Below are 14133 nucleotides of genomic sequence, written 5' to 3'. Positions count from 1 at the left end.
TATAAGGGGAGTATATCACTTCTAGTGAATTTTTGTTTTTTCACTGTCCACTATAAGGGGAGTATATCATACAGAAGTTTTGGAGAGCTTTTGATATTTGCTGAAAACCCAGAAGCAACTGAATTGACATACACCTGTTTCTGGGTGATTGTTCCTTGTCTAGTAAGAAGAGGGGACAAAGAAAGTGCTACGAAATAGCAACTGTAGGCTCGCCTTCTTTTTCTATGAATTGACTTAAGACACCGTTGATAAATTTTGCAGAAGCCGGGTCTGAAAATTCTTTTGCGAGCTCAATTGCCTCATTGACCGCTACACGATCAGGAGTTTCTTTGCAATGCAGGATTTCAAAAAGACCCAAACGCATAATGTTTTTATCAATCAAGGTCAGGCGTTCCAAGGTCCAACCTGCTTTCAAACGCGTCATCAATTGAGTATCAATCTCTTCTCGTACATCTGAAACTCCTGTGACCAAGTTCAGTAGAAAGAGGGGAAGCTCCACCTCTTGCTCTCCCTCATCGTCATAACAATAGGCAAACTGGGCAGCTTGAATAGGCTCCTGACCAAATTCTAAGGACACAATCGCCTGAAGAGCACATCGACGCAAATAGTGCCGTGATTCATGTTGCTTATTCTTCATCTAGAAAGTCCTCACCAAACAAGTCTTTTAAGTCTGGTTTTGGTGTCTTATCTGGTACGATACCGTCTACATGAATATTAACCGTTTTCACAATGACATCCGCATAGTTGGCAACGGCTGTTTTTACTGCACGTTGGATATTCATTGATACTGTCGGAACATTGACACCATATTCGAGATACACATAGATATCGGCTGTCACATCTCCTGCTTCATCTGTCTGAAGATAGACACCACGGTTTAAGGCAGTCTTGGATAAGCCATCTCTTACTTTTTTGTTGTGTAGCGAATACACACCCTCCACTTTAGCAGATGCAATCCCTGTAATCACCTCCAAAACACGAGGTGCAATAACGATTTCGCCTAAATTTTCTTTTACCATGAGAAATCCTTTCTAAGAGGAATGAGACTAAGCACGTGACACGTAGGTTCCCTCTGCTGTATTGATGACTAATTTTTGACCCACTTCGATGAAGTCTGGTACGTTAACCACAAGACCTGTCTCTAGGGTAGCTGGTTTTCCTGAACCAGTCACCGTTGCCCCCTTGATTGATGGTTGGGTTTCTGTCACTACCAATTCAACAGTTGTAGGAACAGTTACACCGATCACTTCTGTTCCGTAGAATTGAATTTTCACTTCTGAATTTTCAAGAATATAGAGCAATTCTTCTTTGACACTTGCTACTGGAATTTCATACTGATCAAATGACTCGGTATCCATGAAGTAGGCAGTCTCATCCATTTGATAAAGATAGGTTGCGACACGTGTTTCAATAATCGCTTGTTCAAATTTTTCATCTGGACGGTAGGTGGTATCAAAGGTTGAACCTGTACGAACATCGCGCAATTTCATACGCATGATCGTATTTCCCTTACCTGGTTTGTGGTGGCTTGCATCCAATACACGGAGAAGTTTGCCATCTGGAGCAATAAAGGTCATACCTGCTCTTAATTTACTTGCATCAATCATGTCTATGATTACCTCTTCATTATTTTATTATTCGTTTTATTCTATCACAAATTGTCTGATTTCTCAAATGACAATCAATTCTTTCGGGGCTAGGGTCAAGATTGTACATCCTGTCTCTGTGATCAAGAGGTCATCTTCAATTCGCACCCCATACTTGCCCTCTAGATAGATACCAGGCTCATCTGTCAAGACCATGCCCGCTTGAATGTTATCGGTTGAAGTTGATCTAAAATAAGGAATTTCATGGACATCTAGTCCCATTCCATGCCCGATTCCATGCGTAAAGTAAGGCCCGTATCCTGCTGCTTCAATCACTCGGCGAGGCACACCATCAAATTCACGATATTCCATGCCTGCTTTTGCTGCCGCAATCAAGGCTTGATTGGCAGCCAGAACCGTCTGATAAATCTCTGCCTCTTCATCGCTGACAGAGCCGATATAGATGGTTCGCGTCATATCACTCACGTAGTGATTGTAGATACAGCCAAAGTCCAAGGTCAGGGCATCACCTGCTTCAATGACCTTGTTTGAGGCACGTCCATGGGGCATGGCAGAGCGGTAACCAGATGCTGCAATGGTATCAAAGGATACCGCTTCTGACCCTAGCTCTCTCATGCGAAAATCAAGGAAATTCGCCACTTCCAACTCCGTTTTTCCTGGCTTAATAAAGTACAAGGCATCCAAAAAGGCTTGGTCAGAAATCTGACAGGCACGCTGAATGGTTGCAATTTCAGTCTCATCCTTGATCATGCGCAAGCCCATGACTACATCTGTCGTAGGTGTTAAATGGATTCCCTCAAATCGGCTTTGCATGGCTTGATAGTAGGCTACCGATACCTCATCTTCAAAAGCAAGTTCTCCCAAGTTACTATCTTTCAGCACCTGTGCTACAACCGAGAGGGCATCTCGATTGGATACTACTTCAAAGCCTGTTACAACCGATTGGGCATAGGTGATGTAGCGGTCATCTGTGATCAGAAGCTGACGATCAGCTGTTACCAAGACCGTCCCAGCCGTCCCCCAGAAACCTGTCAGATAGTAGATATTTTTTAGGTTGGTCACCAAGAAAGCGGACAAGCCCTCCTCTTTCATTTTTTGACGAATGTTTTCTAATCTTGCTTGCATAGCTATACTCCTTCCCTTTTTCTATTATTCTATCACATTTTAAAGAGAATACTAGAAGGGGAAAATTACTCTCGTTCCAAAATAAAAGGGAAGCAATGCCTCCCCTCTTACTCTAATTATTCTAGCTCCCCACCAATACCTTTGAATTTTTCAACCAAGACGCTGATTTTCTGAAAAACAGCTTGCTTCTTCGTATGATATTGTGGATTGAGAGGACTCATCTTAGGCAGGGTTTCATTAAGGGCACTACCATTTTCACTAGCATACTCATGTTTCAGGGAAATTTGAATATAGCGCTTGGCACTTTCTCTATTTAACCCCTCAGACTGAATCAAGGCATCCACTTCTTTTTGTTGCTCCTTACGAGCAAATAGGAAGAATTGTTCAATAATATCCGACTTATCAACAAATTGAGCTAGATCGCTCCTTTGGATAAAAGCAACGATCAGATCCTCCTTAGCGCGATTTCCAAGACTAGCCCGAATGGTCCGAGTAATCTCTTCTATTAAGGCATCCTTATCGCGAATCTTCTTATTGGTCTCAAAAATCAACTCTAAAATATAATCTAGATTAATTTCTTGAGACTTTAGCAATTCAACCTCAAAGACGACTGAATCCCAGTCTACATTCGATTTACTATCTTGCTGATTACGACGTTCATTGGTGTACCAGTCCTTGATATCATTATAGGTTGAACGGTAGTCTTGAATCTCACGCTCAGTTGGAATAGGCAATTGGGCTACCCTTTCGAATTCCGCATCATCAATGTGGAAGCGCTTCTTAAATCGCTCAACTTCGGCTTCATCTGACATATCAAGCTTTCTGAGAGCCTGCACATTCATAAATTCATCATAATTCTGTAAAATATTGTCCAAGCGTAAAAATTGACCAAAGAGGCTAACAAATGCCCTCTTATCGCTTTCTTTGACAATCTCAGACGGATCAGGAAATCGTTCTTGTAACTCTTGAACAACTGCCAAATAACCTTTTTGTTCTTCTCCAGCTTCTAAGTAGCCATTCATATAATCCTGATAAGAACGTTCCAACAGGACTTCTGCTGTCTCCGTTTTACCAAATAATTTGATGGCATCTGTCGTTGCCTCTTCTAAGTCACGGAAGGTTACAATATTCCCAAAAGACTTCGTTGCATCGTAAATGCGATTCGTCCGTGAAAAGGCTTGGATAAGACCATGATAGCGTAAGTTTTTATCGACAAACAAGGTATTAAGGGTCGGTGCGTCAAAACCTGTTAGAAACATACCAACTACAATTAGTAGATCCACATCGCGATTTTTGACACGCTTTGCCAGGTCACGATAGTAATTTTGAAAATCATTCCCATTTATCGTAAAACTCGTCCCGAAAAGGAGATTGTAGTCATTGATACAAGAACTCAAGAATTCCTTACTAGTGACATCTGCCAAATCAGTAGGGGCAAAGGTTTCATCTGCAATCTCACCGATTGCCGCCTGAGCTTCATTTGCCGCATAGGAAAAAATCGTTGCAATTTTCAAAGGTTTTGTTGCATCTTTTTGCTGGTCTTGTAACTCTTGATAGTAGGCCTTTGCTGCCTCTACACTCGAAACGGCAAACATGGCATTGAATCTATTGTTATGGGTCTTTTGTCCAAAATGCTCCAAAATGTAACGAGAGATTTCTGCAATCCGTGTCGGATGAAGCAGGGCCTTTTTACTCTCGGCAGCCGTCAACTTATCAAGATTTTGCTCTTGTTCAATCTTCCTAAATTGTGGACGCACATCATTATAGTCCACCATGAACTTCAAGACCTTCCTGTCTCGGATAGCATCTGTAATCACATAGGCATGCAGTTCACGACCAAAGACAGATGCAGTTGTTTCAGATCCCGAAGCATTCTCCACCTTGATTGGCGTTCCTGTAAAGCCAAACTGGCAATACTTCTTAAATTTCTGTTTGAGGCGTTTCTGTGCCTCTCCAAACTGGGAACGGTGGCATTCATCAAAGATAAAGACTACCTGTTTCTGATAAATGGCATGCTGGCTTTCACTACTCATGAAGTTGTTTAACTTTTGAATGGTCGTTACCACGATTTTATTGTCATCTTTTTCAATATTTCGTTTCAGACCAGCCGTACTATTTGAACCATTCACAGAATCTGGTGAAAACCGCTGATACTCTTTCATAGTCTGGTAGTCTAGGTCCTTTCGGTCAACGACAAAGAAGACCTTGTCCACCTCGTCCATCTCGGTCGCAAGCCTTGCCGCCTTAAAGCTAGTTAAAGTCTTACCAGATCCTGTCGTATGCCAGATGTAGCCCCCTGTTTCGGGACCACTTTTGATTTTTGACACAATAGAAGACCTTATCTTCCAAATGATTCGCTCTGTCGCAGCAATCTGATACGGACGCATGATCAGAAGTGTATTGCTGGCATCAAATACAGAGTAATGGATAAGCACATTTAATAAGGTCTGCTTACTTAAAAAGGTGGCTGTGAAGTCTTTTAGGTCTTTAATCGGGTCATTATTATTCAATGCCCAATTCATCGTAAACTCAAATGAGTTTTTATCTCGCTTGGTTGTATTGGCAAAATAGCGGGTATCGGTACCATTTGAAATAATAAATAGCTGAATATATTTAAAAAGGGAATGTTCTTCATTAAAGCTCTCTTTACTGTAACGATGAACTTGGTTAAAGGCTTCACGAATCGCCACTCCCCGTTTTTTCAACTCGATCTGTACCAAGGGCAAGCCATTCACTAGCAGGGTCACATCATAACGATTGGCACTCGTCCCTGTCTGTTTCATCTGATTGATGACCTGTACGGTATTGCGACTGATATTTTTCTTGTCCCATAAATAGATATTTTGGATATGCCCGTCATCAAAGATAAAATCATAGATATAGTCATCATGCAATTTTCGCGTACGATCAATGAGGCTGTCGCTAGGTTTATGAAGGTATTCATCCAAAAAACGCTGCCACTCACCATCTGTAAAATGGACCGCATTCAACCTTTCTAATTGCCCTCTAAGATTGAGCAACAGCGCCTCAGGTGTCGTCACGTAGTTGAGATATTCATATCCCTGCCGTTGCAAATCCACAAGCAGCTCCCGCTCCAAATCAGCCTCAGTCTGATAAGAACCCGCTTGCTCAGATTTGGTGTATTTTTCTAAAACAATGAAATGATTGGACTCCAGAATCGGGTCTGTTTGAGTGATGTTAGACATGGTTACTCCTTTTTCATTCATTTTTGCGCAAATATCATACGTCATCAATCACCCTCAAGAAAAATGTAAAATCTACTAAAGAAAACAAAAAGTTGAATTAGTAAAATTTGTGATTATTCAATCTGACGAACCATATGTATTTAACTATGTATCCTACTTCATAAAGGATAGACTATTTTTTCGTCAAAGTACAGTATTGATTTCGATCATTTTATTTGCCCCGAACCAGTCAACGATACCCAAGTCTTGTAAGTTTTTCATAGTTTTTACCATAAATTTACGACTTCGGCTTGTTCGTCAGCATTTAGATTTCCAAAATCAGAAAACTGTTTTTCCAAACTATCTCGAGTTTATCTAAACTCCCTGTCTTCAGCGTTAAAATGTAAGAGCTTTTCCCTAAAATAGTCATACTGCTTCTGTCGTAATTCTATTTCCTTCGGTAGCCCTTTTGTTAGGTCATTGGTCAAGGTGTCAAATGTATCCAGAATGGACGTAATACGAGCTTGCTTAGATAATGACGGTAAATTGATAATAAAAGTATCCATATCTTTAGCATTTATACGAATTACTTTTGTTCCTGTCACTTTTCTTTCCTTCTGTACTTGGAAATGAGTAGAGTGGAAAAAATAGTTAATATATCTTGCATTTTGAGAAGTATGAACGATATAAGCATCTCCTGATACACCAATCTCTTCACCACCTTCCCAGACCACTGCTTTTCCAACATCTTCCACATTCTCAGAAGTGGTTGCCATGACAATATCGTTGGGTTGTGCTTTTTTCAATTTGTCAAAAACTGCCTTGTCTGCAAAGGATAGTGTTTCTGTAGTCGAAAAACCATAACGTGTGTAGATTTGTCCATAGTGAATAACTGGGTAGCCCTCATCTACAAAATCTTTCTTTTGCAGACCATTGCCACGTGTAAAATCGCAGATACTTCCCAAGGACACCCGTATCGGACCAAAGACCCACTGGAGGAGCCTGATAAGGTCGGAATGCCCCAACTCCTCTACTCTACTCTCAGCATACACGCCTTCGGCGGTGAATGTCAAGAGTTTTTCTCTAAAAAATTCGTACTGTTTTTGGCGTAGTGCAATCTCCTTGGGTAGTCCGATGTTTAAATCGTTACAAACCGTGTCAAAGTGATCCAAAACCTGAACGATACGACGTTGAATGTCAAGGGGAGGGACGGGAAGTTTGTAGTTCTCAATCAAACTATTTGAAATCGCTGGATAACTAGCACCACTCTGATTCTCTTCAACATACTTATTAAAACCATTAGAAGCAAAAATATGATACACATAGTTTGGTAATATCTCATCAGACGCCCTAAAAACATAAAATCCAGTGCTACAAATTTGATTATCAAAATCTTTAGAGATTTTTGTATACCTTCTTAGTGTCGGTCTTGTCGTCCCAAAAATGACGTCATTTTCTTTAACAATTCTTTGAGCACGACTAGGTGCAGTAAACCTAGTAATCTCAGTTGTTTCAATGATTTTCTTACTCTCCCTATCTACAGATGAAAGGTCAATATAAGAAAATTGTTTTTCCTCTTGGTCTCTCCAAAAAATATTTTGTGTTGGTAGTGCCACTTCCCCCAGCGTCTTCCACTCCACCTGATAGACTTCATCCTCAAAGGAAAGGAGCTGATCCCGATAGTAGGAATATTGCTGTTTACGAAACGTAAGTTCCGCCGTAAGTTCCGTAACATATTTTGTGAATTTGTCAAGTATTTGCACGATTTCTTTTTGAATCTCAAGGGGTGGGAGGGGGATTTTGAAATTAGCTAACCATCGAGTACTAAGATTTTTTTGTCCACCACCTGTTGCATTCTGCATAGCTTGTGCTTCAAAACTAGCTTGGTCCAAATAATGGAAAAGAAAACGTACCAACGCAGTTTCATTTGGACGGATACAAGCAACTCGTTGATTTAATCCAGCTGGCAATACTTCTTCGGGAATCATCGCCACCCTGCCAACATTACCTGTCAGTGACATAACCAAATCATTTTCATACAGCAAGTAATTAGTTATCTCTTTCTCTGCTTCAATAGGATAAAATTTAATATCTTTATCAGATAATTTTCCTTTCTGTACATCTGAAATTCTAATCACACGGATTCCAACATCACTATATTTGGAACTTTTAAAAGCATAGCCGTTTCTTATCTCGGAAAATTCCCCCAACTCTTTCCATTCAACTCCATTAGGGCAAAGGTTGTGAATCATTTTTTCGATATTCATCATGCGTTAGTAACCTTTCTTTTGACCGTTCAGCCGTTGCAAGGAGGCAAAGTCAGCACGTTGCCTTATCTCCCACCTCAAACAGTCACTTCCCTGACTGTTTGAGCCATTAGGGCAGGGTTCTACCAGCATCTCTTCAATCTTAGTCATGGCTCAACTCCTCGACAATCTTATCAATCTCAGCCCGCAAACGGTCAATATTTCGCACTGTCTCAGCAATTTCTCTATTCAAAACATCAATATCAATCTTCTCTCTCGTGTCTTCTTTTTCTACATAAGTTGATACAGAAAGAGTATACCCTTCCTCCACTACCTTCTCTTGAGGAACGACTTGAGCAAAGTAGGCTTCATTTTCTTTGCGCCCTACACTTGCCAAGATTTTTTCGATATGCTCCTCTGTCAGAATGTTGTTATTGGTTTCTTTCTTGTATTCCTGACTAGCGTCAATAAAGAGTAAATCCGTTGTCGGCTTGTTCTTAGCCAATATCAAGATACAGGTCGCAATAGAGGTCCCAAAGAAAAGATTGTCTGGCAACTGGATAACAGCTTCCACATAGTTGTTATCCACCAAATACTTCCGAATTTTCTGCTCTGCACCCCCACGATAGAAGATGCCAGGAAAGGTCACAATCGCCGCCCGTCCTTTATTGGACAGGTAAGATAAGCTGTGCATAATAAAGGCAAAATCTGCCTTGCTCTTGGGCGCCAAAATCCCTGCAGGCGCAAAACGATCATCATTGATAAGGGTCGGATCATCACTTCCTATCCACTTGATAGAATAAGGTGGATTTGACACAATGGCATCAAAGGGCTGATCATTTCCATGCTTAGGGTCTAGCAAGGTATTGCCCCGTTCAATACTGAACTTATCGTAATTGATGTTGTGCAAGAACATGTTCATCCGTGCCAAGTTGTAGGTCGTCATATTGATCTCCTGACCATAGAAACCGTCCTCGATGATATGATCATGAAACTGCTTTTTGGCTTGGAGAAGAAGTGAGCCTGAGCCACAGGCTGGGTCATAGATTTTATTGATTTTATTCTTCTCATCTTTGCCTAGCATGACAATTCTAGCCAATAGTTTGGATACACTCTGGGGTGTGAAAAATTCTCCGCCAGACTTTCCTGCGTTAGAAGCATAGTTGGAAATCAAATATTCATAGGCATCTCCAAAGAGGTCAATCTGATGATCCTCAAAATTTCCAAAATCAAGACTGGCGATTCCTTCAAGAATAAGTGCCAAGCGTTTATTTCGTTCAGGAACGCTACTACCCAGCTTATTACTCCTAGTATCCACATCATCAAAAAGACCTTTAATATCATGCTCACTCTCATAACCTACCGCACTCTTTTCAATATCATCAAAAATATTTTTTAGGTCTGTATTCAACTGTCCATTGGTTCGAGCCGTTTTAACAACATTTGAAAAAAGCTGACCGGGCATCATAAAATACCCCTTCGTCTTAATCGCATCCTCCTTAATCTCATCCGTAATCAGCTCCTCAGGGAATCTTGCATAATCAACATCTGGATCCCCACCCTCGATGTAGTTCTTAAAATTTTCACTGATAAAGCGATAGAAGAGAATCCCTAGGATATATTGCTTAAAATCCCAACCATCTACTGCTCCTCTCACATCATCTGCAATAGACCAAATTTTACGATGTAATTCCTGTCGCTGTGCTTGTTCTGACATCATCTTATTCCTCATTCTCTTTAATAGTTCTATTATACCATTTCTCAGTGATTCTATACATGTTCTATTCAAATATTTGTATATTTCAAAAGTCAACAGGAGATTTCCTTATACTCTTTAAAAATCAAAAGGATCCTTCGTCAACTTGCCTTGGTGAAGGCTCGTTCTACCTTGGGCTTCGATTATAAGGAAATGAGCGGTGCTACTCTCATTTCCAACCTTTCACAATTCTTCATTGTGAAAGCTAGTATCCTTTTGATTTTTATTGAGTATTCACTTTATAGTTGTTTCGTTTACTTTTAGTACTAGGCAAGGAGCTGCAGGCTGCTTCAACAGTCTAAGGACTGTTGAAGGTTGGAAATCATACTGACGATAGTCAGTAACAATCGTAGAGTACGGCAAAGCGAGGAAACGAAGTTTCCACAATCGTCGAAGTAATAAAAGTTAAACTAAATGAGTATAAGGAAAAAGGGGGGCGCAATCTAGTCACCTCAAGCCAGCCTACCGCCCCAGTCCAATTCACTTCCTCTACTTTTCATTTCTTCTCCAAACGTGATAACCACCCATTTTTCATGGGTGGTTATCACGACTAATCTAAATGAATTGATACCTAAAAGAACCAGTTTCCAAACTAATGCCAACAGCTTCTTTAACTGAAAGAGTGCTTCAGAGGGGCACCTAAAAATAGGAATTACTTCAATTTGGTTTTGAGATACCTCCCCGTATAGCTAGCTTCGTTTGCTGCCACCTCTTCGGGAGTACCAGTTGCGATAATCATACCACCACCGACACCTCCCTCTGGACCTAGGTCGATGATGTGGTCTGCGGTCTTAATCACATCTAAATTATGCTCAATGACTAGGACTGTATTGCCATCATCCACAAAGCGGGCCAAGACTTTCAATAACTGGGCGATGTCTTCTGTATGCAGCCCCGTTGTCGGCTCGTCCAAGATATACAAGGATTTTCCTGTTGAACGCTTGTGCAACTCACTAGCCAACTTCATCCGTTGCGCCTCTCCACCTGAGAGGGTTGTAGCCGGTTGCCCTAAAGTAACATAACCTAGCCCCACATCTTGAATGGTCCGCAATTTCCGCTCAATTTTTGGAATATGCTTGAAAAATTCCACTGCATCATTGACCGTCATCTCAAGGACTTCTGCAATATTTTTTTCCTTGTAATGGACTTCAAGTGTTTCTGAATTGTACCTCCGACCATGGCAAACTTCACAAGGAACAAAGACATCTGGCAAGAAGTGCATCTCAATCTTGATAATCCCATCTCCCGAACAAGCCTCACAGCGTCCTCCCTTGACATTGAAGGAGAAGCGTCCTTTCTTGTAGCCCCGAATCTTGGCTTCATTGGTCTGGGCAAATAGATCCCGAATATCGTCAAAGACACCTGTATAGGTAGCAGGGTTAGAACGTGGGGTACGCCCAATCGGACTTTGATCAATATCAATCAAGCGATCCAGGTGTTCAATCCCTGAAATAGACTTGAATTTTCCTGGCTTTTCCGAATTGCGATTGAGCTTTTGGGCAATGGCTTTCTTCAAGATTGAGTTGACCAAAGTAGACTTACCAGAACCAGATACACCTGTCACTGCAACAAACTTACCAAGAGGGATCCGAGCAGTGACATTCTGAAGATTATTTTCACGCGCCCCGCTCACCTCAATAAAGCGACCATTGCCAATGCGACGCTCCAAGGGAACGGGGATTTCCCGCTTGCCTGAGAGGTATTGACCAGTGATGGATTTTTTATTTTTGGCAACCTGAGCTGGTGTACCAGAAGCCACAATTTCTCCACCAAAGACCCCTGCACCTGGACCGATATCAATCAGATAATCCGCCTCCCGCATCGTATCTTCATCATGCTCCACGACAATCAAGGTGTTGCCCAAGTCCCGCATCTTCTTGAGACTGGCAATTAGGCGATCATTATCCCGCTGATGAAGACCAATAGAGGGTTCGTCTAGGATATACAAAACCCCACTTAGGTTGGAGCCAATCTGGGTCGCCAAGCGAATCCGCTGGCTCTCTCCACCTGACAAGGTGCCAGCTGAACGTGATAGGGTCAAATAATTGAGTCCGACATTGTTCAAGAAGGTCAAGCGATCCTTAATCTCTTTGACAATCGGGGTCGCAATCGTCGCTTCGTTTGCTGAGAGTTGCAAGTGTGATACAAGCTCCAAATGATCTGCCACCGATAAGTCAGACAACTCCCCGATGTGTAGACCTTTTTCACCGCCCACACGCACAGACAAGGCTTGGTCATTCAATCGATAGCCATGGCAGGTCGCACAGGTCAATTCATTCATATAGGCCCGCATAACTTGACGGGTATAATCGCTATTGGTCTCACGATAACGACGGCTGATATTGCTCATCAAGCCCTCAAAGGGAATATCAATATCGCGTACACCTCCAAATTCATTCTCATAATGGAAATGAAATTCCTTGCCAGCTGAACCATGGAAGATTAACTCCTTTTCCTCAGCTGACAGGTCCTCAAAGGGCTGATCCATATCGATGCCGAACTGGGTCATAGCCTGCTCCAACATCTGTGGGTAGTAGTTAGAGGAAATCGGATTCCAAGGTGCCAAAGCCCCCTCACGCAAGGTCTTTTGTGGATCTGGCACAATCAAATCTTCATCCACTTCTAGTTTCATACCCAGACCATCACAGTCGCTACAAGAGCCAAAAGGGGCATTGAAGGAAAAGAGACGTGGTTCTAACTCTGGTACTGTAAAGCCACAGACAGGACAGGCATAATATTCAGAAAAAAGGAGCTCCTGCCCGTCCATGGTATCAATGATGACATAACCCTCAGCAAGACGTAAGGCAGCTTCAATCGAGTCAAACAAGCGTGAACGAATCCCCTCTTTTATCACAATCCGATCCACCACTACCTCAATCGTGTGTTGCTTACTCTTTGACAATTCAGGTACTTCTGTTACATCATAGATGTCTCCGTCCACACGGGCACGAACATAGCCATCTTTTTGAATCTTCTCAAAAATGACCTTATGCTGCCCTTTTTTCTTCCGCACAATCGGTGCCAGAACCTGCAGGCGTTGCCCTTCTGGCAATTCCAAGACCTCATCGACAATCTGCTCTACAGACGAAGCAGAAATCGCCCCGTGCCCATTGATACAGTATGGTGTTCCCACTCGTGCATATAAGAGACGGAGATAGTCATTGATTTCTGTTACCGTTCCGACTGTCGAACGTGGATTTTTTGAAGTGGTCTTTTGGTCGATTGAAATCGCAGGGCTTAGCCCCTCAATCGAGTCAACATCTGGCTTGTCCATGTTGCCTAAAAACTGGCGGGCATAGGCAGACAAGCTCTCTACATAGCGTCGCTGCCCTTCCGCATATAGGGTGTCAAAAGCGAGACTTGACTTGCCTGAGCCAGAAAGTCCCGTCACCACAACCAGTTTCTCACGCGGAATCGTTACATCAATATTTTTTAAATTGTGGGCACGTGCCCCATGAATTACAATCTTATCCTTCATTTCTTCTTCCTTCTAAGATGATTCCATTCTAATACTGTTCAAGCATTATGTACTAATCAAATTATATCATACTGTTTCAAGGCTTATCAAAATCAAGGTTTCCCATTATGATTTTTCTTTGATAGTTGTTCCATTTCATTGCCCTAACGCGCTGGTTTGATTTGTTAAAATATACATAAAAATCCTGCTTGCCTGCAATATGATTGAGCTTATCGCTCACTTTTTCCATCCCTCTAGAAGCCTGTTTACTTAATCATTTACTTTAGAGAGCTTTTTTTGGTATAATGAGAGGGTGCGTTCGACCGCAATAAAAACTGAGGAGGAATTAAGTATGAAGCAAATGTTTCGTTCTACATTAACTAATTTAGAAGAAATCCAGACCTTTGAACCGGGCTCTTGGATTAACTTGGTTAACCCCTCCCAGGAAGAGTCTGTTACATTGGCAGAACAGTTCAATATTGATATCACCGATCTACGGGCTCCGCTTGATGTGGAAGAGTCCTCTCGGATCACTGTAGAAGATGACTATACCCTGATTATCGTGGACGTTCCGACCTATGAGGAGCGCAACAACAAAAGTTATCACATCACCCTACCGCTCGGAATTATCGTCACTAAGGATGTTGTGATTACCACTTGTGTTCAACCCTTGACTCTCTTTGATTCTTTCTTTAATCAAAGAATCAAAAATTTCTATACCTTCATGAAGACCCGCTTTGTTTTCCAGTTGCTCTAT

At 41.8% G+C, this 14133-nt stretch carries 10 protein-coding genes and 1 pseudogene; 1 reads left to right on the top strand and 10 read right to left on the bottom strand.

Going from position 1 to position 14133, the window contains the following annotated elements:
• Positions 1 to 187: 187 nt before the first annotated feature.
• From nusB to uvrA, 10 genes and pseudogenes are all read right to left on the bottom strand, one after another.
• Positions 188 to 637: a transcription antitermination factor NusB gene (nusB, locus tag ACVPON_RS08000; RefSeq protein ID WP_462878100.1), complete on the bottom strand. Its 450-nt coding sequence runs from the start codon at positions 635 to 637 to the stop codon at positions 188 to 190.
• Entirely contained in the window at positions 627 to 1019 is a 393-nt protein-coding gene (locus ACVPON_RS07995; protein WP_462878098.1) for an Asp23/Gls24 family envelope stress response protein, read from the bottom strand. Before ACVPON_RS07995 ends, nusB begins: the two co-directional genes overlap by 11 nt.
• Before the next feature lie 27 nt (positions 1020 to 1046).
• Entirely contained in the window at positions 1047 to 1607 is a 561-nt protein-coding gene (efp, locus tag ACVPON_RS07990; RefSeq protein WP_462878096.1) for an elongation factor P, read from the bottom strand.
• Positions 1608 to 1670: 63 nt separating this feature from the next.
• Complete coding sequence (locus tag ACVPON_RS07985; protein ID WP_462878094.1) at positions 1671 to 2732, bottom strand: M24 family metallopeptidase; 1062 nt, start codon at positions 2730 to 2732, stop codon at positions 1671 to 1673.
• A 116-nt stretch (positions 2733 to 2848) separates the two neighbouring features.
• The gene (locus tag ACVPON_RS07980; protein ID WP_462878104.1) at positions 2849 to 5938 is read right to left on the bottom strand and encodes a type I restriction endonuclease subunit R; all 3090 of its coding nucleotides are present in this window, start codon (positions 5936 to 5938) and stop codon (positions 2849 to 2851) included.
• Positions 5939 to 6110: 172 nt separating this feature from the next.
• Positions 6111 to 6288 (bottom strand): annotated as a pseudogene (locus tag ACVPON_RS07975) (ATP-binding protein); the annotation flags it as partial.
• Positions 6289 to 8187 carry a restriction endonuclease subunit S gene (locus tag ACVPON_RS07970; protein WP_462878092.1) on the bottom strand — a complete coding sequence of 633 codons (1899 nt, stop codon included), beginning with the start codon at positions 8185 to 8187 and terminating at the stop codon, positions 6289 to 6291. It abuts the pseudogene before it with no gap.
• A 3-nt stretch (positions 8188 to 8190) separates the two neighbouring features.
• Entirely contained in the window at positions 8191 to 8334 is a 144-nt protein-coding gene (locus ACVPON_RS07965; RefSeq protein ID WP_462878090.1) for a hypothetical protein, read from the bottom strand.
• The gene (locus tag ACVPON_RS07960; protein ID WP_462878102.1) at positions 8327 to 9880 is read right to left on the bottom strand and encodes a type I restriction-modification system subunit M; all 1554 of its coding nucleotides are present in this window, start codon (positions 9878 to 9880) and stop codon (positions 8327 to 8329) included. Before ACVPON_RS07960 ends, ACVPON_RS07965 begins: the two co-directional genes overlap by 8 nt.
• A 691-nt stretch (positions 9881 to 10571) precedes the next feature.
• Positions 10572 to 13397: an excinuclease ABC subunit UvrA gene (gene uvrA, locus ACVPON_RS07955; RefSeq protein WP_462878088.1), complete on the bottom strand. Its 2826-nt coding sequence runs from the start codon at positions 13395 to 13397 to the stop codon at positions 10572 to 10574.
• Between the two features lie 331 nt (positions 13398 to 13728).
• Between uvrA and ACVPON_RS07950 the strand changes: the two genes are divergently transcribed.
• On the top strand, positions 13729 to 14133 hold a 405-nt coding region (locus ACVPON_RS07950; protein ID WP_462878086.1), incomplete at its 3' end, for a CorA family divalent cation transporter.

It is taken from the genome of Streptococcus sp. 1F3 (genome assembly GCF_054968985.1).
The sequence above is the reverse complement of the archived record's forward strand: the minus strand, read 5'-3'. Positions and strand labels throughout refer to the sequence as shown.